Source organism: Ewingella sp. AOP9-I1-14 (assembly GCF_052375995.1).
Classification (GTDB): domain Bacteria; phylum Pseudomonadota; class Gammaproteobacteria; order Enterobacterales; family Enterobacteriaceae; genus Ewingella; species Ewingella allii.
In genome coordinates this window covers 299,981-324,485 of sequence record NZ_JBQSVA010000001.1, presented here as the reverse complement: position 1 = coordinate 324,485, position 24,505 = coordinate 299,981, and the positions used below count along the sequence as shown (strand labels likewise).

The 24,505-nt window shown below is 52.3% G+C and carries 26 protein-coding genes and 1 other annotated feature; of the genes, 18 read left to right on the top strand and 8 right to left on the bottom strand.

What is annotated here, in order from left to right; all coding sequences use genetic code 11:
- Positions 1-11: 11 nt before the first annotated feature.
- The gene (locus ACT3RT_RS01580; RefSeq protein ID WP_485901109.1) at positions 12-1,283 is read left to right on the top strand and encodes an alanine racemase; all 1,272 of its coding nucleotides are present in this window, start codon (positions 12-14) and stop codon (positions 1,281-1,283) included.
- Positions 1,284-1,364: 81 nt separating this feature from the next.
- Here the strand turns inward: ACT3RT_RS01580 and ACT3RT_RS01575 are convergent, their stop codons facing one another.
- The 4 genes from ACT3RT_RS01575 to kduI all read right to left on the bottom strand — a co-directional run bounded on the left by ACT3RT_RS01575 (position 1,365) and on the right by kduI (position 5,311).
- Positions 1,365-2,756, bottom strand: coding sequence for an L-cystine transporter (locus tag ACT3RT_RS01575; RefSeq protein WP_353502463.1), 1,392 nt, complete (start codon positions 2,754-2,756; stop codon positions 1,365-1,367).
- Positions 2,757-2,949: 193 nt separating this feature from the next.
- The gene (locus ACT3RT_RS01570) at positions 2,950-3,507 is read right to left on the bottom strand and encodes a metal-dependent hydrolase (protein ID WP_353502462.1); all 558 of its coding nucleotides are present in this window, start codon (positions 3,505-3,507) and stop codon (positions 2,950-2,952) included.
- 151 nt (positions 3,508-3,658) lie between these two features.
- Entirely contained in the window at positions 3,659-4,420 is a 762-nt protein-coding gene (gene kduD / locus ACT3RT_RS01565; protein ID WP_353502461.1) for a 2-dehydro-3-deoxy-D-gluconate 5-dehydrogenase KduD, read from the bottom strand.
- A 54-nt stretch (positions 4,421-4,474) separates the two neighbouring features.
- The gene (gene kduI / locus ACT3RT_RS01560) at positions 4,475-5,311 is read right to left on the bottom strand and encodes a 5-dehydro-4-deoxy-D-glucuronate isomerase (RefSeq protein ID WP_353502460.1); all 837 of its coding nucleotides are present in this window, start codon (positions 5,309-5,311) and stop codon (positions 4,475-4,477) included.
- 303 nt (positions 5,312-5,614) lie between these two features.
- Between kduI and ACT3RT_RS01555 the strand changes: the two genes are divergently transcribed.
- Complete coding sequence (locus tag ACT3RT_RS01555) at positions 5,615-5,947, top strand: cupin domain-containing protein (RefSeq protein ID WP_496202400.1); 333 nt, start codon at positions 5,615-5,617, stop codon at positions 5,945-5,947.
- A gap of 11 nt (positions 5,948-5,958) precedes the next feature.
- Here the strand turns inward: ACT3RT_RS01555 and hxpB are convergent, their stop codons facing one another.
- On the bottom strand, positions 5,959-6,624 hold the full coding sequence (hxpB, locus tag ACT3RT_RS01550) for a hexitol phosphatase HxpB (protein ID WP_496202399.1): 666 nt from the start codon (positions 6,622-6,624) through the stop codon (positions 5,959-5,961).
- Between the two features lie 191 nt (positions 6,625-6,815).
- Between hxpB and ACT3RT_RS01545 the strand changes: the two genes are divergently transcribed.
- Entirely contained in the window at positions 6,816-7,364 is a 549-nt protein-coding gene (locus tag ACT3RT_RS01545; protein WP_353502458.1) for a YniB family protein, read from the top strand.
- Between the two features lie 72 nt (positions 7,365-7,436).
- Here ACT3RT_RS01545 and ACT3RT_RS01540 read toward each other — a convergent pair whose 3' ends face one another.
- Positions 7,437-8,306 (bottom strand): fructosamine kinase family protein, encoded by an 870-nt coding sequence (locus ACT3RT_RS01540; protein ID WP_353502457.1) that lies wholly within the window; start codon positions 8,304-8,306, stop codon positions 7,437-7,439.
- 313 nt (positions 8,307-8,619) lie between these two features.
- Between ACT3RT_RS01540 and ACT3RT_RS01535 the strand changes: the two genes are divergently transcribed.
- Positions 8,620-9,252, top strand: a complete 633-nt coding sequence (locus tag ACT3RT_RS01535) for a transglycosylase SLT domain-containing protein (RefSeq protein WP_496202398.1) — start codon at positions 8,620-8,622, stop codon at positions 9,250-9,252.
- A 31-nt stretch (positions 9,253-9,283) separates the two neighbouring features.
- Here ACT3RT_RS01535 and ACT3RT_RS01530 read toward each other — a convergent pair whose 3' ends face one another.
- The gene (locus ACT3RT_RS01530) at positions 9,284-9,967 is read right to left on the bottom strand and encodes a MarC family NAAT transporter (protein ID WP_353502456.1); all 684 of its coding nucleotides are present in this window, start codon (positions 9,965-9,967) and stop codon (positions 9,284-9,286) included.
- A 287-nt stretch (positions 9,968-10,254) separates the two neighbouring features.
- Here ACT3RT_RS01530 and thrS point away from each other — a divergent pair, with 287 nt between their 5' ends.
- The 8 genes from thrS (at position 10,255) to ihfA (ending at position 17,450) form a co-directional block, all read left to right on the top strand.
- Entirely contained in the window at positions 10,255-12,183 is a 1,929-nt protein-coding gene (gene thrS / locus ACT3RT_RS01525; protein WP_353502455.1) for a threonine--tRNA ligase, read from the top strand.
- A 3-nt stretch (positions 12,184-12,186) separates the two neighbouring features.
- Positions 12,187-12,738, top strand: coding sequence for a translation initiation factor IF-3 (infC, locus tag ACT3RT_RS01520; protein ID WP_013576136.1), 552 nt, complete (start codon positions 12,187-12,189; stop codon positions 12,736-12,738).
- A gap of 96 nt (positions 12,739-12,834) precedes the next feature.
- Positions 12,835-13,032, top strand: a complete 198-nt coding sequence (gene rpmI, locus ACT3RT_RS01515; RefSeq protein ID WP_013576135.1) for a 50S ribosomal protein L35 — start codon at positions 12,835-12,837, stop codon at positions 13,030-13,032.
- A 40-nt stretch (positions 13,033-13,072) separates the two neighbouring features.
- Complete coding sequence (gene rplT, locus ACT3RT_RS01510; protein WP_034791189.1) at positions 13,073-13,429, top strand: 50S ribosomal protein L20; 357 nt, start codon at positions 13,073-13,075, stop codon at positions 13,427-13,429.
- A gap of 109 nt (positions 13,430-13,538) precedes the next feature.
- Positions 13,539-13,663, top strand: a sequence feature (Phe leader region).
- Entirely contained in the window at positions 13,544-13,588 is a 45-nt protein-coding gene (gene pheM / locus ACT3RT_RS01505) for a pheST operon leader peptide PheM (protein ID WP_133845469.1), read from the top strand. It overlaps the preceding feature by 45 nt.
- Before the next feature lie 100 nt (positions 13,664-13,763).
- Positions 13,764-14,747 carry a phenylalanine--tRNA ligase subunit alpha gene (gene pheS, locus ACT3RT_RS01500; RefSeq protein WP_353502454.1) on the top strand — a complete coding sequence of 328 codons (984 nt, stop codon included), beginning with the start codon at positions 13,764-13,766 and terminating at the stop codon, positions 14,745-14,747.
- A gap of 14 nt (positions 14,748-14,761) precedes the next feature.
- The gene (gene pheT / locus ACT3RT_RS01495) at positions 14,762-17,149 is read left to right on the top strand and encodes a phenylalanine--tRNA ligase subunit beta (protein ID WP_485901103.1); all 2,388 of its coding nucleotides are present in this window, start codon (positions 14,762-14,764) and stop codon (positions 17,147-17,149) included.
- 4 nt (positions 17,150-17,153) lie between these two features.
- Positions 17,154-17,450, top strand: coding sequence for an integration host factor subunit alpha (gene ihfA, locus ACT3RT_RS01490; RefSeq protein ID WP_004717732.1), 297 nt, complete (start codon positions 17,154-17,156; stop codon positions 17,448-17,450).
- Positions 17,451-17,757: 307 nt separating this feature from the next.
- Here ihfA and ACT3RT_RS01485 read toward each other — a convergent pair whose 3' ends face one another.
- Positions 17,758-17,892: a hypothetical protein gene (locus tag ACT3RT_RS01485; RefSeq protein WP_396130409.1), complete on the bottom strand. Its 135-nt coding sequence runs from the start codon at positions 17,890-17,892 to the stop codon at positions 17,758-17,760.
- A gap of 273 nt (positions 17,893-18,165) precedes the next feature.
- Here ACT3RT_RS01485 and ACT3RT_RS01480 point away from each other — a divergent pair, with 273 nt between their 5' ends.
- The 6 genes from ACT3RT_RS01480 to btuD all read left to right on the top strand — a co-directional run bounded on the left by ACT3RT_RS01480 (position 18,166) and on the right by btuD (position 24,386).
- Complete coding sequence (locus ACT3RT_RS01480; RefSeq protein ID WP_485901098.1) at positions 18,166-18,537, top strand: DUF2502 domain-containing protein; 372 nt, start codon at positions 18,166-18,168, stop codon at positions 18,535-18,537.
- Positions 18,538-18,914: 377 nt separating this feature from the next.
- Positions 18,915-20,297 carry a diaminobutyrate--2-oxoglutarate transaminase gene (locus tag ACT3RT_RS01475; protein WP_353503987.1) on the top strand — a complete coding sequence of 461 codons (1,383 nt, stop codon included), beginning with the start codon at positions 18,915-18,917 and terminating at the stop codon, positions 20,295-20,297.
- Positions 20,298-20,315: 18 nt separating this feature from the next.
- Positions 20,316-21,788: a pyridoxal phosphate-dependent decarboxylase family protein gene (locus ACT3RT_RS01470; protein WP_353502450.1), complete on the top strand. Its 1,473-nt coding sequence runs from the start codon at positions 20,316-20,318 to the stop codon at positions 21,786-21,788.
- A gap of 196 nt (positions 21,789-21,984) precedes the next feature.
- Positions 21,985-22,986, top strand: coding sequence for a vitamin B12 ABC transporter permease BtuC (gene btuC, locus ACT3RT_RS01465; protein ID WP_496199999.1), 1,002 nt, complete (start codon positions 21,985-21,987; stop codon positions 22,984-22,986).
- A gap of 61 nt (positions 22,987-23,047) precedes the next feature.
- Complete coding sequence (locus ACT3RT_RS01460) at positions 23,048-23,599, top strand: glutathione peroxidase (protein WP_353502448.1); 552 nt, start codon at positions 23,048-23,050, stop codon at positions 23,597-23,599.
- Positions 23,600-23,618: 19 nt separating this feature from the next.
- Positions 23,619-24,386 carry a vitamin B12 ABC transporter ATP-binding protein BtuD gene (gene btuD, locus ACT3RT_RS01455; RefSeq protein WP_353502447.1) on the top strand — a complete coding sequence of 256 codons (768 nt, stop codon included), beginning with the start codon at positions 23,619-23,621 and terminating at the stop codon, positions 24,384-24,386.
- The last annotated feature ends 119 nt before the right edge of the window (positions 24,387-24,505 follow it).

Sequence of the window (24,505 nt, the reverse complement as noted above, 5' to 3'; positions counted from 1 at the left end):
TCGGAGGAAGCATGTCTGTTCAATTTCCATTGCGGGCCGATGGCCTGCTAGACCCACAGCAGGCCGCGCCGCGTTTTAAATCGGTGGCGGGCGCGGGTGATGCCCCTCTGCCACAGGGCACGGCGGTACTGAGTAGCGATAAGGTCTTTTCGCCACTGATGATCATGAAGCAGTCGGCGTTAGAAAATAACTTGCGCCAGCTGGCGGCGTTCTGCCGTGAGAATGGCGTGATGCTGGCGGCGCACGGCAAAACCTCGATGTCGCCGGGCGTGCTTCGCCGCGCCATTAGCGAAGGTGGGGCTTGGGGACTGGGTGCGGCGACCCCGGCTCAGGTGCGCGCACTGCGCCAGTTCGGTATTCGCAACGTGTTTCTAGCCAATGAGCTGGTGGACCCGGCGGGGATCCGCTGGATCGGCCAGTGGCAGAAAGATCACCCCGACCACGGCTTCCTCTGTTATGTCGATTCGCTGCAGGGCGTGAAGCTGCTGGAGCAGAATCTGGGTGACAGCCAGATCTCCGTGCTGCTGGAGATGTCGGTCAGCGGCGGCCGTACCGGCTGTCGGTCGCAGGAGGAGGCAGTTAGCATCGCCGAAGCCATTGCTGCCAGCAGCCAACTGCGGCTGGTCGGCGTGGCGGGGTATGAAGGCGCACTGGGCGCAGGGCGCGACGCGGCGGGCATTGCGCGAGTGAAAGCCTATTGCGAAATGATGATCGCCACGGCGGCGCGGTTGGCCGACAAGCAGCTGTTCGCCAGTGACAACATTATTCTTAGCGCGGGGGGCGGGGCGTGGTTTGACGTGGTGACGGCCTGCTTCACGGCGGCAAGCTTGCCTCTGGCGGTCACGCCGCTGATCCGCTCGGGTGCCTACATGGCACACGACAGCGGCCTTTATTCGCGCATTGCGCCTTTTGCCCAACCGGGCGCAACCCACCATTTCGAAGCGTCATTGGAAATCTGGGGCAGGGTGCTGTCTCGCCCCGAGCCGGGACTGGCTTTTGTGGATTTTGGCCGTCGTGACGTGCCTTTCGACCAAGACTTGCCAAACCCGCTGTGGATCCGCAATGCCGATGGCAGCGAGCCGCGCGCGGCCAGCCATTTGACTATCAGTGACGTGAACGACCAGCATGCCTATCTGCTGCTGCCGGAGGATGAGAAGCTCCAGCCGGGAGATTGGGTCGGGTGCGGCATTTCCCATCCATGCACCGCCTTTGATAAATGGCGCTACCTGCCGCTGGTGGATGACAACTACTGCGTCACGGATGCGCTGGAAACCGCGTTTTAAGCACTAAGTGTCTGAAATACAAAAAGGCCGCAACGTGATCCGTCGCGGCCTTTTTTATGGGGCTAGTGGGTCAATACTGAATTAGCGATGAGCCAGTTCGGCGTTCTCATCGGCGTCCAATACGGACTTATCAGTCTGGCGCAGCAACTGGCTGGTGATGGTACCGGCAGTCATTGAACCGCTGACGTTCAGCGCGGTACGACCCATATCAATCAACGGTTCGACTGAAATCAGCAGGGCAACCAGCGTTACCGGCAGGCCCATCGCAGGCAGCACGATCAGCGCCGCGAAGGTTGCACCGCCGCCCACACCGGCAACACCGGCAGAGCTGAGGGTCACGATACCGACGAGGGTTGCGATCCACATTGGGTCAAACGGGTTAATGCCCACGGTTGGCGCAACCATCACCGCGAGCATGGTCGGATACAGACCCGCACAGCCGTTTTGACCAATGGTGGCACCAAAGGACGCCGCGAAGCTGGCGATTGATTCAGGAATACCCAGACGACGCGTTTGCGCTTCAACGCTCAGCGGAATAGAAGCAGCGCTAGAACGGCTGGTGAAGGCAAACGTCAGCACCGGCCATACTTTGCGGAAGAATTTCGCTGGGTTAATGCCGGTGAAAGAGAGCAGCACCGCGTGAACCACAAACATGATGGCCAGACCCAAGTAGGAGGCCACCACGAAGCTACCCAGCTTGACGATATCCTGCACGTTAGAGCCGGCAACCACTTTGGTCATCAGGGCCAGCACGCCGTATGGAGTCAGCTTCATCACCAGACGAACCAGTTTCATCACCCAGGCTTGCAGAGTGTCGATGAACGCCAGCACGCGCGGGCCTTTCTCTTGGTCATCTTTAACCAGTTGCAGGGCAGCAACGCCAACGAAGGCAGCGAAGATAACCACGCTGATGATCGACGTCGGGCTTGCGCCAGTTAAATCGGCAAACGGGTTTTTCGGAATGAAGGACAGGATCAGCTGCGGCATGGTCAAGTCAGCGACTTTACCCACATAGTTGCTTTGCAGCGCAGACAGACGAGCCGTTTCTTGAGCACCCTGCACCAGACCGTCCGCGGTCAGGCCGAACAGGCCGGTGACAAACACACCCACCAAGGCTGCGATAAGCGTGGTGAACAGCAGCGTGCCGATAGTCAGGAAGCTGATTTTACCCAGCGAAGAGGCGTTATGCAGCTTGGCAACCGCACTCAGAATGGACACAAATACCAGCGGCATAACGATCATTTGCAGCAACTGCACATAACCGTTCCCGACGATATTGAACCAGGTAATAGAGGTTTTCAGTACCGGGTTGTCAGAGCCGTAAATCAGCTGCAATGCCAGACCAAACACCACGCCGATCACCAAACCGACCAGTACTTTTTTTGCCAGACTCCACTGCTTGTGGCGGGTTTGCGCCAAAAGTAGAAGGAGGGCGACGAAGACCACCACGTTAATCACGAGCGGAAGATTCATACCCAGATCTCCAAATTTCTAATTATGTTTTGCTTTTTGATGTCCCCAATGCGGGGAATGCACCATCCCATAGCGTTGGGGCATAGAATAACAGTTCATTTGGAGGGGGATTTATATCCAAAAAGAATGCTTTATAACTTTATGAGCTTAAAACGGCTTAAATATGCCTTTTGCGGTTGTTTTCTGCGCATTTTTAGGTGATCAGGTTCAATAATTTGCTAAATGACTCCGGCTTGATTGCACCAATAATGGGCGTCCAGTCGGGCCAGAACAGGGTGAAGCCCACCAAGAGTAAACATAATGTGCGCTCCAGCTGGTTGCCTTTCTGGCTATTAATCAGCGGCAGGCGAAAACGCCAGCGGCAGGGCCACAGCAGAGGTACTCCGGCAGGGGTCAGCATGTCCGCCAGTATATGGCTGAGGTAGCCGATAATCATTGCGTGGAAAGCGTCGATAGGGATCACCCAATCATGGGGGAAATGGGTACGCATCAGGAAAATGCCGCCGACCACCGCTAACAGGCTATGGGTGAACCCCCGATGCCCAAAGACGCGGGCAATGGGCGCGGAAACCCACTTAAGGCGCTGGCCTATTAGCGATTTTGGGTGATCAATGTCGGGCAGCAGTGACGTCAGCAGCGAGGCTGGGATAATATGCCACCAGTCCCCGTGCGCCAGCTCGGGAGAGAGCTGCGCTTTTTTGGCGAATACCGCACAGGCGATTGAAAATATGAGATGGCCTTCCGCCGTCATGACGCTTCCGAACTTAATAACTGTTATTTTATCCAGTATAAGTGAAACTGTCACAATCAGGGAAGAGTTACCCTGTAACGAATTGTCAACTATTTGAAATATAATAAAAAAGACGCCATTTTAGACGTCTTTTTTCGACTAATTTTACAGCTTAACGCGCCAACCAGCCGCCATCAACCGCCACGGTGTAACCATTCACATAGTCAGAGGCTTTTGACGCCAAGAAGACCACCGGCCCCATCACGTCCTCGGGCACGCCCCAGCGGCCCGCCGGAATCCGCTCCAAAATCTCTTTACTGCGACCTTCGTCGGCGCGCAGCTGCTCGGTGTTGTTGGTCGCCATATAGCCCGGCGCAATGGCATTCACGTTGATGCCGTGCTTGGCCCACTCATTAGCCATCAGGCGAGTGATCCCCATCACCGCGCTTTTTGACGCCGTGTAGGACGGCACGCGAATACCGCCCTGATAAGAGAGCATGGAGGCGATATTAATGATTTTGCCGCCGTGGCCCTGTTTGATGAACTGACGCGCCACGGCCTGCGACATAAAGAACAGCGTCTTACTGTTGACGTTCATCACGTCATCCCAGTTTTTCTCGCTGAACTCAATGGCGTCTTCGCGGCGAATAATCCCGGCGTTGTTGACCAGAATATCCAGATGCCCGAACTCGCCGACGGCTTTTTCAATCAGCTCCGGGATACCCTCGATGCTGCCCAGATCGGCGCGAAGATCCAGAAAACGGCGGCCCAGCGCCGTCACTTTTTCGGCGGTTTCATCGGGTGAACTCAGATTGACGCCGACAATATCACAGCCCGCCTGCGCCAAACCTATCGCCATACCCTGTCCAAGCCCGGTATTACAGCCGGTCACTAGCGCGACTTTTCCTGCCAAATCAAATGCATTAAGGATCATAGTCTTTTCTCTTTTAACAACGGCGCTCGGCCGAAAGATATCTCTGCTGGCCGATTAGCGCAGTTCGCTGACCTTCACGTGGTCCATATCGTCAAACACCTGATTCTCACCCACCATGCCCCAGATAAAGGTATAGCGCTTGGTGCCTACCCCGGCGTGAATCGACCAACTCGGGGAGATCACGGCCTGTTCATTGTGCACCAGCAGATGACGCGTCTCCTGCGGCTGGCCCATCATGTGGAATACGGCGGTTTCGTCGTCCATATCAAAGTAGAAATAGACTTCCATCCGGCGCTCGTGGGTGTGACACGGCATGGTGTTCCACAGGCTACCTTGCTCAAGCTTGGTCAGGCCCATGGTCAGCTGGCAGGTTTCCAGCACGTCAGGAACGATAAACTTATTGATGGTACGACGGTTGCTGGTGGCCGGGTCGCCGATGGTTTGCGGAGAAGCCTCGGCCAGCGTGATTTTCTTGTTCGGGAAGGTGGTGTGGGCCGGCGCGCTGTTGTAATAGAACTTGGCGGGCTTGGCCGGGTCGAGGCTGCTGAACTCAACGTTTCGCGCCCCTTTGCCGACATACAGGGCTTCTTCATTGCCAATCTCATAGGTGGTGCCATCGACAGCTATCAGGCCCGGCCCGCCAATATTGATCACCCCCAATTCGCGGCGCTCAAGGAAATAGCTCACGCCAAGCTGCTTGCCCACTTCGTCACCCACCGACACCTTGGCATCAATCGGCATCACGCCGCCGACAATAATGCGGTCGATATGGCTGTACGTCATGGTGTAGTTGTTTTTTTCGAAGATTTTCTCAATCAGAAATTCGCGACGTAATCCCGCGGTGTCGAGCTGTTTGGCGTGGTCGCTATGGATGCTTTGACGGACTTGCATGTCGGTGCCTCTCGTGCGTGGTAAGTGCAATGAAGGAAGGAGTTGTCGGCGCTGACTGAGGTGACGCGTGGCAGTGACATCACCACAAAGATCAAACCGCCGGCTCGTCCTTGGTCTGTGCAGCATAAAGTCATTGGCATATGAATTCAATAAAAATGAAATGATGTTTTATTTATTTTATGAGGGAGGTCAAGATTATCGAAACTGATCCTCGAGCCTTAGAGAAGGGCGAGTAGAATGATTTTCAGGTTTGAGCCGTTAAGGTTCGCTTTCCCTCTTTAATTCCTACCAAAAGGCGCTGCGATGAAAACGTTCTTTATAGATGAAGAAACCCCATGGGAAGAGCTTGGGCACGGCGTGAAACGCAAAATCATGACCTGGAGCGATGACCTGATGATGGTCGCGGTGCACTTCGACAAAGGGGCAATTGGCGTGGCGCACAAGCATGATATTCATGACCAGTTTGCTTATGTGGCGGCGGGCAGCTTTGAAGTGGAGATAGAAGGCGAGAAGAAGATCCTTGGCGTCGGGGATGCGTACCGGGCGGTGAAGCACGAGATGCACGGCGTGGTGGCGCTTGAGCAAGGCAGTGTGCTGATTGACACCTTTTCACCCAAGCGCGCGGACTTTCTGTAAAACTATAATGTTTAGCGAATATGTTCGACGCGCAGCTGCTCAAGGGAGGAGAGTTTAATGTCAGCCAGCGCCCAGCGCGGGTCTTCACTGAACTCATGGTCCGGCACCACGATGGATCGCATGCGGGCGGCCTTAGTGGCAATCATGCCATTAAAGGAGTCTTCCAGCGTGACGCAGTTCAGCGGGTCAACCTGCAACTGGCCGGCTGCCTGAATATAGACTTCAGGGTGAGGCTTGCTGTAAGGCAGGTGCTCGGCGGAGGCGCGGATTTGGAAGTAGCCGGTGAGGTTAAACATCTCGAGCACTTTATCCAGCATGTGCAGCGGAGAAGCCGAAGCTAAACCAATTTTCAGCCCCTGATCGCGGCACAACTCTAAGGCGTGGGTGACGCCGGGCAGCAGCGGGCGGGTCTGTTCCACCAGTTCGATGGCGCGAGCAATCACGCGCTGCGTCACTTCCTCCTGCGTCGGCCCCTGCCAAGGCATGGCCTGATACCACATCCGCACTACCTGATCGATGCGCAAACCCAGCGTGTCAGGCAGCAAATGGCGCTGCGATAGGTCTAATCCCAAATCGCCAAAAATATCCAGCTCGGCCTGTGTCCACAGGGGTTCAGAGTCGATCAGCAGACCATCCATATCAAATATTGCCGCAGCAATAGGACGCGAGTACGCCATTGTTTTTCTCTCCATGGTTGAGGTTTTCGCCACTCTATCACTCGTTGGCTCAGGGCAGAAGTCAGATACATCGCGCCCGGCAAACGGAAATATTGTCTGACTTTGTGTCTAAGCCATTAAAACAGTGGGCGACATTCCTAATCTGCGGGTAGACTTAGTCGATATCTGAGACGTCTTCACAAGGGGAATTCATGACGTATCAACAGGCCGGGCGCGTTGCCGTACTAAAGCGGATCTTGGGTTGGGTGGTTTTCATTCCCGCATTACTGTCGACCATCATTTCATTGCTGAACTTTGTCTATGAGCACAGTAAAGCCCAGCAGGGGATTAACGCGGTGATGTTGGATTTCGTCCATGTCATGGTCGATATGGTGCGTTTCAACACCTCGTTCTTGAATATGTTTTGGTACAACTCGCCGGTTCCGGTGCTCGGGCAGGGCCTCACCACGGCTAACATCGTGTTCTTTATTATCTACTGGCTGATTTTTGTCGGTCTGGCGCTACAGGCTTCAGGTGCGCGCATGTCACGCCAGGTTAAACATATCCGCGAAGGCATTCAGGATCAGCTGATTTTGGAGCAGGCGAAAGAGGGCGAAGGGCGCACTAAGCAGCAAATCGAAGAGCGCATCGTCTTACCGCGACACACGATTTTTGTGCAATATTTCCCACTTTATATCCTGCCGATTATTCTGGCAGTGATTGCCTATTTCATTCTCAAATTATTAGGTTTAATTGCCTGAGAATTAATTCGCAAGGTCAGTATTAAGCGGCAAACAATGAGCCTGAATCTGTAATAGATTCAGGCTCTTTTATTATGCCCCGTCGCTCTGCATTAATCGTTCAATTGCCCGTTGCGCCACCACCAGATGTTGACCGCCAAAAAGATTACTGCGATTGAGCAGATAATATAATTGGTAAACCGGCTGGCGAAGGGTGAAATCGTCGGGAAGGGGAGTACGGCTTTGATATCCATCGTAAATATAGCTGGGGACGTTGGGATATAAAGGCAGCATGGCGAAATCGCATTCGCGATCTCCCCAGTAGCAGGCCGGGTCGAAAATTACCGGACCACCCTCGGATAAAGCGCAGTTGTGCGGCCACAGGTCGCCGTGCAGCAAAGAGGGCTGCGGCTGGTGGTTATGCAGCCGGGCGCGAACCTTTTCCGTGATGTCTTCGATATTGCCAAACACCATGCCTTTCTCGGCGGCTAGCTGTAACTGCCAGCCAATTCTCTGCTCGGCAAAGAAGCTCGACCAGCGTTTTTGCCAGCTATTGGGCTGGGGCAGTGTTGCCAGCTCGTTATCAAAATCAAGCCCGAACTGGAGTTGTTCGCTCCACTGGTGCAGGGCCGACAGCTGCTGGCCTAGCAGGTAAGCACTGTGCTGATCCAGGGGTTTAAGAGGGAGATATTCAAGTAAGAGGAAGCTGTAATCACGGTCGCTGCCCACGCCATACACCTCAGGCACTTTCACCGTTTTACTGCGAGCGAGTAAGGCGAGTTGGTCAGCCTCGGCGGCAAAAATGGGCAGCATCTCGCGTGAATTACATTTCACGAAGATATCCCTGTCTCCATAACTGAGTCGCCACGCTGGGTGGATTTCACCCCCGGGAAGCTCAACCCGTTCACGGATTTCGGCGCTACCAAGATGTTCACTTAACAAACGATTAACGGCTTGCCACATGGAATCACCCCTTCTGACTGGCCTGATTATTCATTAAGTTAGCGTCTTTCTCACTTGAAAAACCCGATCTGGCCCACAGCAAAATCAGGTTGTGAAGTAAATACGCGTGATCTGCTTCATCTGTTTGTCACAAAGAGAATATGAAATTAGGAATTAGTGACGCTAATAGTGCATATATAAGCAGAATTATCTTATCGACTCTTTCCTAATACCTTTGTTTAACAGCACATTATTCAGCATAGACTAAAAATATATTCAGGTGTACGAAGAAGATGTATATGCTGGCTTTCGTCAAAGTCGCGAGAGGCATAACGTGAAACCAAACATTCTTTATTTGATGGCCGCGCTTTTATTAGCGGGTTGCGCTAAAGAAACGCCGGTACAACGGACTCACTTTCTGAATCCGCCGGCCGCATTACCGGATACGTCCATGATGCATGAAGGACCCTACGGCAGTGTGATACACCAGGCGGCAAATACCTATGGTGTTGATGAAACACTGGTAAAGGCGATTATTCAGGTTGAGTCAGGTTTTAATCCGACGGTGGTCAGTAAGTCTAACGCGATTGGCCTGATGCAGTTAAAAGCATCGACGGCAGGGCGTGATGCTTACCGGATAAAAGGGCGCTACGGGCAACCCAGCACCCATGAGTTGAAAGATCCCGCGGTGAATATCGATTTAGGTACAGCTTACCTAAGCATGTTGCAGCAACAGTTGGCGGGTATCAGCGACCCACAAACGCGGCGTTATGCAACAACAGTGGCTTATGTAAACGGTGCAGGGGCACTACTGAGAACCTTCTCCAGCGACAGAACTTACGCTGTAGCCAAGATTAATCAGATGACGCCACAACAGTTCTATGAACACGTGCAGCAAAAACACCCGGCTCCGCAGGCCCCTCGCTACCTGTGGAAAGTGAACAACGCTTATCTGGCCATGAGATAAGCACTGTTCATTCTATCCGTCAGCAGCGCAATCAGGCTGCTGGCGGGTAGTGTGAAATAATCTCCAGAATGCCGTTAATGCCAAACTGAACGCCCATACACACCAGCAAGAACCCCATCAGACGCGAAATCGCTTCAATCCCGCTTTTCCCCACCAGACGCATAATCGCCCCAGAGCTTCTTAAACAGAGCCACAGGATCAGGCCGATGAGGAAGAAGGTCAGCACTGGCGCAACGGCAATCACCCACTCAGGGAAATCCACTCCGTCTTTGATGGCAGAGGCGCTGCTGATGATCATCGCAATGGTCCCCGGCCCGGCGGTGCTTGGCATGGCGAGCGGTACAAAGGCGATGTTTGGCGAGTCCTGCTTCTTCATCTCCTCGGTTTTATTCTCCACCATGGTCTTCTCTTCAGCGTGTGGCTGAGGAAATAGCATGCGAAAACCGATAAAGGCGACAATCAGGCCCCCGGCGATACGCAGCCCCGGAATGGAAATCCCGAAGGTATTCATCACCAACTGACCGGCATAAAACGCCACGGTCATAATGGCGAACACGTAAACGGAGGCCATCAGCGACTGCTGGTTGCGCTCCTGCGTGGTCATATTGCCCGACAGACCTAGCAGCAGCGCGACAGTGGTCAGGGGGTTAGCCAGCGGCAACAGAATCACTAAGCCCAGTCCGACGGCTTTAAATAATTGGGCAATTTCGGTCATGATTTTCCATCCATTTTCAACATCCTTTCAATATGAGTGCTGTGCAGATAATTACACGAAAAATAGCACCATTAAGCAACCAAGGTTGCTGGAAAACTGCGCTTTACGAATGTTACACTGGCTGGCGTTTTTTACGTCGCATCTTGAGGCAATGAAGTCGGGGCCTTACAGGTGCATGTATTCGGCAAAGTAGAGCTGAATAGCGTAACTAACTAAATGAATTTAAACCCAAATATTTTCTATATGTGCTCTGTCGTGTGGGGCACCACTGTAGATAAGGAATTAACATGCCAGTTATTACTCTTCCTGACGGAAGTCAGCGTTCGTTTGATGCTCCCGTTTCTCCCCTTGATGTCGCCCTTGATATCGGTCCAGGTCTGGCGAAAGCCTGTATCGCTGGCCGCGTAAATGGCGAATTGGTTGATGCAACGGATCTCATTACTCAGGACGCACAGTTAGCGATCATCACTGCCAAAGACGAAGCCGGTTTGGAAATCCTGCGTCACTCCTGTGCGCACTTGTTAGGTCACGCAATCAAACAATTGTGGCCGAACACCAAAATGGCCATTGGTCCAGTTATCGACAACGGTTTCTATTACGACGTTGATATCGATCGCACGCTGACTCAGGAAGACCTCGATCTGCTTGAAAAGCGTATGCACGAGTTGGCTGAAAAGAATTACGACGTAATTAAAAAGAAAGTCAGCTGGCAGGAAGCGCGCGATACTTTTGCAAGCCGTGGCGAGCAATACAAAGTGGCAATTCTGGATGAGAACATCAGTCATGATGATCAGCCAGGCTTGTATCACCATGAAGAATACGTCGACATGTGCCGCGGTCCGCACGTGCCAAATATGCGTTTCTGCCATCACTTCAAACTGCAGAAAACCTCCGGTGCTTACTGGCGTGGCGACAGCAAAAACAAAATGCTGCAACGCATCTACGGCACCGCGTGGGCTGAGAAGAAGCAGTTAAATGCTTATCTGCAACGCCTTGAAGAAGCAAGCAAACGCGACCACCGTAAAATTGGTAAGCAGCTTGACCTGTACCACATGCAGGAAGAAGCGCCAGGCATGGTGTTCTGGCACAACGACGGTTGGACTATCTTTCGCGAGCTGGAAGCCTTCGTGCGCATGAAACTGAAGTCTTACGACTATCAGGAAGTCAAAGGTCCATTCATGATGGACCGCGTACTGTGGGAAAAAACAGGTCACTGGGATAACTATAAAGACGCGATGTTCACCACCTCTTCCGAGAACCGTGAGTATTGCATCAAACCGATGAACTGCCCGGGCCACGTGCAGATCTTCAACCAAGGTTTGAAATCTTACCGCGACCTGCCATTGCGTATGGCTGAGTTCGGTAGCTGTCACCGTAATGAGCCATCTGGCGCATTGCACGGCCTGATGCGCGTTCGTGGCTTTACTCAGGATGATGCGCACATCTTCTGTACTGAAGAGCAGGTCCGTGACGAAGTAAACAGCTGTATTCGCATGGTTTACGACATGTACAGCACTTTTGGTTTCGAAAAGATTGTGGTGAAACTTTCCACCCGTCCTGAGAAGCGCATCGGTACTGACGAAATGTGGACTAAAGCCGAGGATGACTTGGCTGCTGCACTGACTGAAAACAAGATTGAATTCGAATATCAACCGGGCGAAGGCGCGTTTTATGGTCCGAAAATTGAATTCACCTTGCATGATTGTTTGGATCGTGCGTGGCAGTGTGGTACCGTGCAACTCGACTTTTCATTACCGGGTCGCTTGAACGCGTCTTACATCGGCGAAAGCAACGACCGTCAAGTGCCAGTAATGATTCACCGAGCAATTTTGGGCTCTATGGAACGCTTCATCGGTATTCTTACCGAAGAGTATGCAGGTTTCTTCCCAACGTGGATTGCTCCGGTTCAGGTTGTGGTAATGAATATTACCGATACACAAGCTGCCTATGTCGAAGAATTAACTAAAAAACTGCAAGATGCAGGCATTCGCGTTAAAGCCGACTTGAGAAATGAGAAGATTGGCTTTAAAATTCGCGAACACACGCTACGCCGTGTCCCTTATATGTTGGTTTGTGGCGATAAAGAGGTCGAAGCAGGCAAAGTTGCCGTTCGTACCCGCCGCGGAAAAGACTTGGGAAGCATGGACGTTAGCGAAGTCGTTGACAAACTGCTGGCGGAAATCCGCAGCAGAAGTCTTCATCAACTGGAGGAATAAAGTATTAAAGGCGGAAAACGAGTTCAACCGGCGCGTCCTAATCGCATTAACAAAGAGATTCGCGCGCAAGAAGTTCGCCTCACCGGCGTCGATGGCGAGCAGATTGGTATTGTCAGTCTGAATGAAGCTCTTGAAAAAGCTGAGGAAGCGGGCGTCGATTTAGTAGAAATCAGTCCGAATGCCGAACCGCCAGTTTGTCGAATCATGGATTACGGCAAATTCCTCTACGAGAAGAGCAAGTCGACCAAAGAGCAGAAGAAGAAGCAAAAAGTTATTCAGGTTAAGGAAATCAAATTCCGGCCTGGTACCGATGATGGCGACTATCAGGTCAAACTACGCAACCTGATTCGCTTTCTGGAAGATGGCGATAAAGCCAAAATCACCCTGCGGTTCCGTGGGCGTGAGATGGCGCACCAACAGATCGGTATGGAAGTGCTTAACCGCGTCCGTAAAGACCTGTGTGAAGATTCTGAATTGGCCGTTGTCGAATCCTTCCCTACGAAGATCGAAGGCCGTCAGATGATCATGGTGCTCGCACCTAAGAAGAAACAGTAAGGCTTCCAAGTAACTTCCCCCGCGCAGTGCTTGCGCTGCGTGGGTTTAGTTCGCCTTTCTGATTCATGTAATTAACAATGCGAAGTGGAATTTAAAATGCCAAAGATCAAAACAGTACGTGGCGCCGCTAAACGCTTCAAAAAAACCGCTAACGGTGGTTTTAAGCGTAAGCACGCTAACCTGCGTCATATTCTGACCAAAAAAGCTACTAAGCGTAAACGTCACTTGCGTCCAAAAGGCCTGGTATCCAAGAACGATTTGGGTCTGGTCTCTGCATGTCTGCCGTACGCATAAATACACTTTTTTTAATCAAGAATAATACTCAGGAGAGCATATGGCTCGCGTAAAACGTGGTGTGATTGCACGTGCACGTCACAAGAAAATTTTAAAGCAGGCGAAAGGTTACTACGGTGCCCGTTCGCGCGTATATCGTGTTGCATTCCAGGCTGTTATCAAAGCTGGTCAATACGCTTACCGTGACCGTCGTCAAAAGAAACGTCAGTTCCGTCAGCTGTGGATCGCGCGTATCAACGCAGCAGCTCGTCAGAACGACATGTCTTACAGCAAATTCATTAACGGCTTGAAAAAAGCTTCTATTGAAATTGACCGTAAGATTTTGGCTGATATCGCAGTTTTCGATAAGTTCGCGTTCAGCGCACTGGTAGAAAAAGCGAAAGCAGCTCTGGCGTAAGTCAGCTAAAAAGAGGGAGCTTGCTCCCTCTTTTTTGTTTATAATCAGTCAAGTTGTCATCTCACAGTGTGACAATAACGCCAGCAAACTGAGCATCAACAAGGTAACGCAAGCATGAACACTGCTATTTTCCGTTTCTTTTTTTACTTTAGCGCCTGATTCAGGAAGGCTTTCGCGCGTAAGAGAAGAAACGAAAAGTAGCGCCTAAGCCTCCCTCGTGGAGGCTTTTTTGTATCTGTTCTTTATTTACTAAGGTTCAGGGCTTAACGCGCGCCCCTGATAAATTACCGGTTATTTCACATCCGGCCATATAAGCCAGAAGAAGAGGAAAGCAATGCCACATCTCGCAGAACTGGTCGCCAGTGCCAAGGCCGCCGTAGAGAGTGCTCAGGATATTGCCGCATTAGAAACAGTGCGCGTCGAATATTTGGGTAAGAAGGGCCATTTTACGCTCCAGATGAAAACGCTGAGCGAATTACCTGCTGAAGAACGTCCAGCCGCAGGTGCAGTCATTAACCAGGCGAAGCAAGAAGTCCAGGAAGCGCTGAATGCGCGTAAGAACGAGCTTGAGTCAGCGGCGATGAACGCCCGTCTGGCAGAAGAAACCATCGACGTTTCACTGCCGGGCCGTCGTATCGAAAATGGCGGTTTACACCCAGTGACCCGCACCATTGACCGTATTGAAACTTTCTTCGGCGAGTTAGGTTTTTCGGTCGCCACCGGCCCTGAAATCGAAGATGACTATCACAACTTCGACGCCTTGAATATTCCAGGCCACCACCCGGCGCGTGCCGACCATGACACCTTCTGGTTCGACGCTACCCGTCTGCTGCGCACCCAAACTTCTGGCGTACAAATTCGTACCATGAAAGGCCAGCAGCCGCCGATCCGCATTATTGCGCCGGGCCGCGTATATCGTAACGACTACGACCAGACTCACACCCCGATGTTCCACCAGATGGAAGGGCTGATCGTTGATAAAGACATTAGCTTCAGCAACCTGAAAGGGACGCTGCACGACTTCCTGAATAACTTCTTTGAAGCTGATTTGCAGATTCGTTTCCGCCCGTCTTACTTCCCATTCACCGAGCCTTCCGCTGAAGTTGACGTCATGGGCAAAAACGGCAAATGGCTGGAAGTACTGGGTTGCGGGATGGTGCATCCAAACGTGCTGCGCAACGTAGGTATCGATCCAGAAATCTATTCGGGCTTCGCATTCGGTATGGGCATGGAGCGTCTGACCATGCTGCGCTATGGCGTAACCGATTTGCGCGCTTTCTTCGAAAACGATCTGCGTTTCCTCAAACAGTTTAAGTAAGGCGGGAATATCACATGAAATTCAGCGAACTTTGGTTGCGTGAATGGGTAAACCCAGCCATCAGCAGCGAAGCATTATCCGACCAGATCACCATGGCCGGGCTAGAAGTCGACGGCGTTGAGCCTGTCGCGGGTGCCTTTAACGGCGTTGTCGTGGGTGAAGTGGTCGAGTGCGGCCAGCATCCTAACGCCGATAAACTGCGCGTGACAAAAGTCAACGTCGGCGGCGATCGCCTGCTCGACATCGTTTGTGGCGCCCCGAACTGCCGTCAGGGTCTGAAAGTTGCTGTAGCCACCGTCGGCGCGGTATTGCCGGGCGACTTCAAAATCAAAGCCGCCAAACTGCGCGGTGAGCCTTCAGAGGGCATGCTGTGCTCCTTCTCCGAACTGGGCATTTCCGACGACCATGACGGCATCATTGAGCTGCCATTGGACGCGCCTATCGGTACTGACATCCGTGAATTCCTCAAACTGGATGACAACACCATTGAAATCAGCGTGACCCCAAACCGTGCCGACTGTCTGGGCATCATCGGCGTGGCGCGCGACGTCGCGGTGATTAACCAGCTCGCTCTGAACGAGCCGGATATGTCGCCTGTTGCTGCTACCATCAGCGACGTGCTGCCAATTGACGTGCAGGCAACCGAAGCCTGCCCGCGCTATCTTGGCCGCGTAGTTAAAGGCATCAATGTTAAAGCCGATACGCCACTGTGGATGCGTGAAAAGCTGCGTCGTTGCGGCATTCGTTCCATTGACCCAGTGGTTGATATCACCAACTACGTGCTGCTGGAACTTGGCCAGCCAATGCACGCCTTCGACCTCAATCGCATTCAGGGCGGCATCGTTGTGCGTCTGGCGAAGAAAGATGAAGCGCTGACACTGCTTGATGGCACCGAAGCCAAGCTGAATGACGACACGCTGGTGATTGCTGACCACGAGAAAGCCTTAGCCATGGGCGGCATTTTCGGTGGTGAGCACTCCGGTGTAAACGAAGAGACGCAGGACGTATTGCTCGAAAGCGCCTTCTTCAACCCGCTGTCCATCACCGGCCGCGCCCGCCGTCAGGGTCTGCATACTGATGCATCCCATCGCTACGAGCGTGGTGTTGATCCACAGCTGCAATTCAAAGCCATGGCGCGCGCCACTGCGCTGCTGCTGGAGATTTGTGGTGGTCAGGCTGGACCGGTTATCGATGTCACCTCTGAAAAAGACCTGCCAAAAGCGGCCACTATTGAGCTGCGTCGTGAAAAACTGGATCGCCTGATTGGTCATCACGTTGAAGACACACAGGTTACCGACATCCTGACTCGTCTTGGCTGCAAAGTAGAGCATCACGGCGCAAGCTGGACGGCGGTTGCGCCAAGCTGGCGTTTTGATATGCAAATCGAAGAAGATTTGGTCGAGGAAGTGGCCCGCGTGTATGGCTACAACAACATTCCTGACGTGCCGGTTAAGGCTAATCTGGAAATGACCAAGCATCGCGAAGCCGATTTGTCCCTGAAGCGGGTGAAAAACCTGCTGGTGGATCGCGGTTTCCAAGAAGCGATCACCTACAGCTTCGTTGACCCTAAAATTCAGAACTTACTGCATCCGGGCGAAGAAGCCCTGATTCTGCCAAGCCCAATCTCGGTAGAAATGTCAGCCATGCGCCTTTCTCTGTGGACTGGCCTGCTGACTTCAGTGGTTTACAACCAGAATCGCCAGCAGAACCGCGTGCGTATTTTTGAAAGTGGCCTGCGCTTTGTTCCTGATACACAAGCTGATTTGGGTATCCGTCAGGACGTCATGCTGTCTGGTGTGATCGCAGGTAACAAAAATGAAGAGCATTGGGATCTGGCGCGTCAGGCGGTTGACTACTACGATTTGAAAGGTGATCTTGAAGCGATTCTTGAGCTTACCGGCAAATTGGATGACGTTCAGTTTAAAGCTGAAGTGAATCCAGCACTGCATCCAGGACAGAGTGCAGCAATTTATTTACGCGGCGAACGTATTGGTTTTATTGGTGTAGTACACCCAGAGCTGGAACGTAAGCTGGATCTGAACGGTCGCACAGTGGTGTTCGAAATGCTGTGGAATAAGGTCGCAGACCGCGTGCTGCCTGATGCGAAGGAGGTTTCTCGCTTCCCAGCTAACCGTCGTGACATCGCTGTTGTCGTGGCTGAAAACGTTGCCGCAGACGATATTTTGGCAGAGTGTAAGAAAGTTGGCGCAAATCAGGTAGTTGGCGTAAACTTATTTGACGTGTACCGTGGGAAGGGCGTGACTGAAGGCTATAAAAGCTTGGCCATCAGTCTGGTATTGCAGGATACCGCTCGTACACTGGAAGAAGAGGAGATCGCCGCTACCGTTGCAAAATGCGTAGAGGCTCTAAAACAGCGATTCCAAGCATCCTTGAGGGATTGAACCTATGGCGCTTACTAAAGCTGAAATGTCAGAACACCTGTTTGAGAAGCTTGGGCTTAGCAAACGGGATGCCAAAGACCTGGTCGAACTGTTTTTCGAAGAAGTGCGTCGCGCTTTGGAGAATGGCGAACAAGTTAAATTGTCTGGTTTTGGCAATTTCGATCTGCGTGACAAAAACCAACGTCCGGGACGTAACCCGAAAACCGGCGAAGATATTCCTATCACGGCGCGCCGTGTGGTGACTTTCCGTCCGGGGCAGAAGTTGAAAAGCCGGGTTGAGAATGCCACTCCAAAAGAGTAAGTGAGTTGGACAAAAAGGTCGCGAAAGCGGCCTTTTTTTTATGCTTTACCTGTCAAAGCCCACATTCTTCTTTTTCCTGACTGCCATTTTTAAAGATTTTAATTAGAGTTTGAAAAAATAACGTTAAGAGGCTTTAGCCTTCAGGAATAGTCTGATAGATTAATTTCATCGGCCTTGAGTCTTTATTTAAATTTTTTACTGGTCTGAAGAAATAAAACAAACAAAAAGGGACCGAAGTCCCTTGATGAAAAATAATCATTGTGTTTATTACTCATGCCAGTGAGTAATGACCTAATAAAAAATACTACTAATAAGGATGCCCGTAGTAACCGCGATGATAACCACCATGGTAGCCGCCGTGGTCGTAAGGGCCGGGGAAGATGCAGCCGCTCAGGCTTATGACAACCAGAGTGATGCCAACGAAAGCTAATATTCTACGCATGGAAATATCCTTTATCTGAAGAAACGTTCTCAGTATAAATAGATAGTCATCAGATTGTTGTCAGGCTAACGTTAAGATCTGTTAAGGCCACTATAATATTTGTCGAGTTATCCATGGGCGATTTAATGATTTATTTCCCGTGAGATACATTTGTTTTAATTGAGTAAGCAAGAAGAAAGTTAACCGCAAAACTCCTATTATCCGATAGCCTAATTTATTCCCCTTGTTATAAGTTTTGCCCTGAGCACGACGCAAACTAATAAGGCGGATACCATGAATAAATCATTCTTACTCTTATGCTGTGTACTGGCCTTACCCGTGATTGCGCAGGCCAACGTGGTGGTTGATATCAACACGCCGGGGGTGACGCTGCACATTGGCGACCAAGACCATCGTGGATACTACTGGGACGGCTACGACTGGCGAGCGCCTCAGTGGTGGCATGCTCATCAGGGGCATTATGTCGGCGAGCGTAACAATCGCGGGATGTACTGGCGCGGCGACCGTTGGCAGCCAGCACCGCCCCCGCCGCCAAGACCCGTTCACTATCAACACGGTCAGCCGTATGACCACGGCAGGCCGCATCCTGACGACCGTCGCGATGATAATCATCAGCCACTTCCGCCACAGGGACCTCGAGGTTAATCTCTCATCACTCAGCCGGTACGCCGTACCGGCTACAAAAGATGCTTTTTTGTGCTTTTTTCTCCCGTTTTTCCTCTCAAATCCCCGTTTTAATCCCTGAGTTATAAACCCTTTAAGGCCGCCATCTTGCTGATTGAAATGCCTTTTTATAGCCGTTGGATGGACGCCTCAGCGCGTTATCAGATTTAACATGGTCAATTAACGGCCAATTTATTGATTCCTATGATAAAAATTATAAACAAACCTTAACAAAATAAATTATTGAGCCGAGGAGTAAAAAGCCATATATTGGCCGCGTTTTACACACTGTGATTAATTTTTTATTCATTTATTCAACTTTGGCGTTAGCGATAACCCCCAGTTGTAGGAGAGATATGATGACGGATAAAGTCCGTATTGATAATTTTGGTGCGAATTCATTAAACGGAAACAATGAAGCCTATTTAGCGAGACAAGCTGAATTTGAATCGAATGTTAGGAGCTATCCACGCAAATTGCCGTTTGCAATTGCGAAGGCCCTAGGGGTTTGGATCACCGATGTTGAGAACAATCAATATCTTGACTGCCTTGCTGGCGCGGGAACGCTAGCCTTAGGACATAACCATCCGGATGTGTTGCAAAGCATACAAAATGTCATTACCAGCGGCTTGCCGTTACATACTCTCGATCTGACGACGCCGTTGAAAGATCAGTTCTCAGAATACCTGCTGTCGCTGTTGCCGGGAGAGGGTAAAGAGTACTGCCTGCAGTTCACTGGCCCATCGGGTGCCGATGCGGTTGAAGCTGCGCTGAAGTTAGCTAAGAAACACACTGGCCGCAGCGGCGTGATCAGTTTCTCTGGCGGCTACCATGGGATGACCCACGGTGCGCTGGCGGTGACGGGTAACCTGTCTCCGAAAGAAGCGGTTAACGGCATGATGCCAGAAGTTCAGTTTATGCCTTACCCGCACCTGTACCGCTGCCCGCTGGGTATCGGCGGCGATGCTGGCGTGAAAGCATTAACCTACTACTTCGAAAACCTGATCAATGACGTTGAGAGTGGCGTGCGCAAACCTGCGGCGGTCATTCTGGAAGCTGTTCAAGGCGAGGGTGGGGTTAACCCGGCTCCGGTTGAGTGGTTGCAGCGCATTCGCAAAGTGACGCAAGAGCACGGGATTCTGCTGATCCTCGACGAAGTTCAGGCTGGCTTTGCCCGTACCGGTAAGTTCTTCGCCTTCGAACACGCTGGCATTGAGCCAGACATCATCGTGATGTCGAAAGCCGTGGGCGGCGGTCTGCCATTGGCCGTTCTGGGTATCAAGAAGCAGTTTGATGCGTGGGAGCCGGGCCACCATACCGGGACTTTCCGTGGCAACCAGCTGGCGATGGCTACCGGCCTGACCACGCTGAAGATCCTCAAAGACCAGAAAGTGGCTGACAAAGTAGCTGCGCAGGGCGAATGGCTGAAAGAAAGATTGGCCGAAATGCAAAAACGCTACCCGGTGATTGGTCATGTCCGCGGTCTGGGCTTGATGATGGGTATCGAGATTGTTAAGCCAAACGAGCCTCAGGACCACATGGGTTGCTACCCTGCTGACGGACAGTTGTCCGCATTGCTCCAGAAAAAATGTTTCGAAGCAGGCTTGATTCTGGAACGCGGCGGCCGTAACGGTTGCGTTCTGCGCCTGTTGCCTTCTCTGTTGATCACTAACGAAGAGCTGGGCGTATTCTTGGATAAATTTGAACAGGCCTTGTTAGCCGCTGGCATCAAGCCTGTCTAAATGGAGCAGTTGAACACAATGTCCAAGTTAAACCCAATTCTGGCGTCCTCGGTGCAGAGCACCGAGGCTTACCAGCAGGCCATCGCGCAGAGCAGCGCGGCCGTGGTGCAGTGGCTACAGCAGCCTGAAATGTATCAGGGCAAAACTGTCGCTGAACTACGTGAACGCATCACGCTGGATTTCAACCCTGAAGGCCTTGGCAATCAGGCTGCGATTGAACGTGCGATCGAGTATTTCTTAAAAGACAGTCTGTCCGTGCATCACCCACAGTGCGTGGCGCATTTGCATTGTCCAAGTCTGGTGGTTAGCCAAGCTGCGGAAGTGTTGATTAACGCCACCAACCAGAGCATGGACTCTTGGGACCAAAGCCCGTCAGCCACCATCATTGAGATGAAGCTGATCGAATGGCTGCGTACCCAAGTCGGTTATCAGGCTGGCGACGCCGGTGTATTCACCAGCGGCGGCACCCAAAGTAACCTGATGGGCCTGATGTTGGCGCGCGACGCCTTCTTCGCTCGTCAGGGCCACTCCATCCAGCAGGATGGTTTAGTCGGCAATCTGCGTAAAATCAAAGTCTTCTGTTCTGAGAATGCCCACTTCTCCGTGCAGAAAAACATGGCGCTGCTGGGTCTGGGCTATCAGTCCGTGACCTTAGTGAAAACCGATGAGTTTGCGCGCATGGATCTTAACGATTTGCGCGACAAGCTGGCGCAGGCGAAAGCCAACGGCGAACAGGTTCTGGCTATCGTGGCGACCGCAGGTACCACCGATGCGGGCGCTATCGATCCGCTGCGTGCTATTGCCGAGCTGGCTGCCGAGCAGCAGATCTGGGTTCACGTCGATGCAGCCTGGGGCGGCGCGCTGTTGCTGTCCGAGAAGTATCGCGACTATCTGGACGGCATTGAGCTGGTGGATTCCATTACTCTGGACTTCCACAAGCAGTTCTTCCAGACCATCAGCTGTGGCGCGTTCTTGCTGAAAGAAGCTCGTCATTACGAACTGATGCGTTATCAGGCGGCTTACCTGAACTCTGAATTCGATGAAGCGCAGGGCGTGCCGAACCTGGTGTCCAAATCCTTGCAGACCACCCGTCGTTTCGACGCTTTGAAACTGTGGATGGGTCTGGAAGCTCTGGGTCAGAAGCAATATGCCGAAATCATCGACCACGGCGTGACGCTGGCTCAGGAAGTGGCTCAGTATGTTACCGAGCAGCCTTCTCTTGAGTTGGTGATGAAGCCGCAGTTAGCCAGCGTGCTGTTCCGTTACCGTCCAGAGCAGTTGGCCGGTGCGGGCGACGAAGCGGTTGCACTGCTGAACCAACGCATTGGTGATGCGCTGTTAGATTCTGGCCGCGCCAATGTGGGCGTCACTGAGTCAAATGGCGTAACCTGCCTGAAACTGACTCTGCTGAACCCAACCGTGACGCTGGAAGACATTCAGGTGCTGCTGGCGCTGGTCGACAGCACGGGGCAGAAGCTGCTGAACGCCTAATTCGCACACTCTGAGCGAATCGCCATTAAAGCCGATAACCTGATTAAGTTATCGGCTTTTTTATTGGTTTTTATCTGCTGAAGAAAAAGCATAGGCCGTCGTGCAGGCGGCTATAGAGCTAAGCGACTAATATCGGTAGGATAGCTTTCACTTATTGATGGCCGAGTGCCGTGTATCGCCTCAGGATAATGTCTCTTTGCTAAACCACAATCCCACCTTTCGCCAGCTTGAGTCCCAACAGCGTCGCCACGCCTATGCGCGGCTAGGAGGGCTTGGGGGGGTTCTGCTGCTGGTGTTTATTTTCAGCCTGTGCGCCGGTGAGAAGTGGCTTTGGCCGAGTGAATGGTTTGATGCTCAAAACCAGCTGTTTGTCTGGCAACTGCGTTTACCTCGCGCGCTGGCAGTGATTCTGGTCGGAAGTGCGCTGGCGGTAGCCGGGGCGGTGATGCAGGCGCTGTTTGAAAACCCGCTGGCCGAGCCAGGCTTGCTGGGCGTTGCCAACGGCGCAGGCGTGGCGCTGGTGCTGTGCGTGATGCTGGGCAATGGGTTAACTCCCGTTTGGATTTTAAGCCTGGCCGCCATCGCCGGGGCGCTGATCACCACCTTCATCCTGCTCTATTTCGCCAGCAAACGGCTGTTAGCAAATGCCCGTTTGCTGTTGGTTGGCATTGCTATTGGCATCGTGTGCAGCGCCGTGATGACCTGGTCGGTCTACTTCAGCAGTAATCTGGATTTACGCCAGTTGATGTACTGGATGATGGGCGGCTTCGGCGGGGTAGACTGGCGGCAATATTGGCTGGGGCTGATGTTACTTCCTGCTCTGATATGGATGAGTGCCCAAGGTAAATCGCTGAATCTGCTGTCGCTAGGCTTAGCGCAGGCGCAGCAATTAGGCTTACCCGTCGCCGTGTGGCGCAACCTGCTGGTGCTCGCCGTCGGCTGGGTGGTGGGGCTGAGCGTCGCGCTGGCCGGGGTGATTGGCTTTGTTGGCTTGGTTATCCCTCATATATTGCGGCTGTGTGGCATCACCGATCAAAAACATTTATTACCTGCTTGCGCCTTAGCCGGGAGCAGCGTGCTGCTGCTCGCCGACGTGCTGGCGCGCATCGCACTTTATTCGACCGAACTGCCAATTGGCGTTGTTACCGCCACGCTGGGTGCGCCGCTGTTTATCTGGCTACTGCTTAGATCTGGCTGAGAAAACCGAATAGATTTCAAAAACGAGTCACTAAACCTGCAAATCATAACGGGAAATAATCATGAGTAATGCAATATTTGACGTTGAACTGAAGAAAATTAATGGCGAAAAAACCACCCTGGGCGAGTTTAAAGGCTCCGTGCTGCTGGTGGTGAATGTGGCCTCCGAGTGCGGCCTGACCAAGCAGTATGAGGGACTGGAAAAGCTGTATGAAGAGTTCCACGATCAAGGTTTTGCAGTCTTAGGCTTCCCGTGTAATGAGTTTGGCGCGCAAGAGCCGGGCACGGAAGAAGAGATCCACAGCTTCTGTACCACCCAGTTTGGCGTGAAATTCCCGATGTTCAGCAAGCTTGAGGTGAATGGCGAGAACCGTCACCCGCTGTATAAGGCTTTGATCTCTGCCCAGCCGAAGGCCGTAGAGCCAGAGGGTAGCGAGTTCTTGGCGCGTATGACCAGCAAAGGTCGCGCCCCGGCGCAGCCAGGCAACATTCTCTGGAACTTCGAAAAATTCTTGATTGGCCGCGATGGCACGGTTATCCAGCGTTTCGCGCCAGACATGACGCCAGAAGATGCCCATCTGGTTGACGCCGTTAAACAAGCATTAGCCAAGTAACTTTGGGGCCGAAACGCTGATGCTGGAATGCAATAACCTGAGCGTAGCCGAGCGGCTGCGGGCTTTTTCCACTCAAGTGGAGGCGGGAAGCCGCGTCCACATTATCGGGCCGAACGGCGCGGGGAAAAGCAGCCTGTTGGCCCGCATGGCGGGCTTGCTGCAGGGAGCAGGGAGCGTCAGCCTTTCAGGAAAACCTTTAGATACCCTGTCCGGGGCAGAATTGGCAAGGCGGAGAGGGTATCTGTGTCAGCAGTCTGCACCGATATCCATGATGCCGGTGTTCCAGTATTTGTCCCTGCATCAGCCCGCCATGGCCGAGGCTAAATTGGTCGAAGGCACTATCACGCTTTTAACCCGCGAGTTGCATTTAGATGATAAGCTCCAGCGCGCGGTAACACGGCTTTCTGGCGGTGAATGGCAGCGGGTCAGGCTGGCGGCGACTTTGTTACAGGTCTGGCCGACGCTCAATCCGCAAAGCCAACTCTTATTGTTGGATGAGCCGACCAATAGCCTTGATGTGGCTCAACAGCAAGCACTGGACGGCCTTATCGATCACTATTGCGCCAGTGGCAGAATTGCCATTCTGAGCGACCATGACCTCAACCATAGCTTGCACCATGCCCGCCGGGTTTGGCTGATGAAAGCGGGGCAGGTGGTGGCGTCAGGAGAATGTACGGACATTATGCAGCCTCAAAGGCTTTCTGAAGTATTTAGCGTGGATTTTCAAATGCATAACGTTGGAAATCAGCGCTGGCTGAGCGCGGTCCCTGCCGTTATTGCACATTAATTCATCTTAATATGACAAACTTATTATTTAAGTAATGCTTGTTTACAATATTATCGCTCTCCAATAATAGATCGCGGGCTAACAATAATTTTCCCTGCTGAGTCTTAAGAAATAGCGTA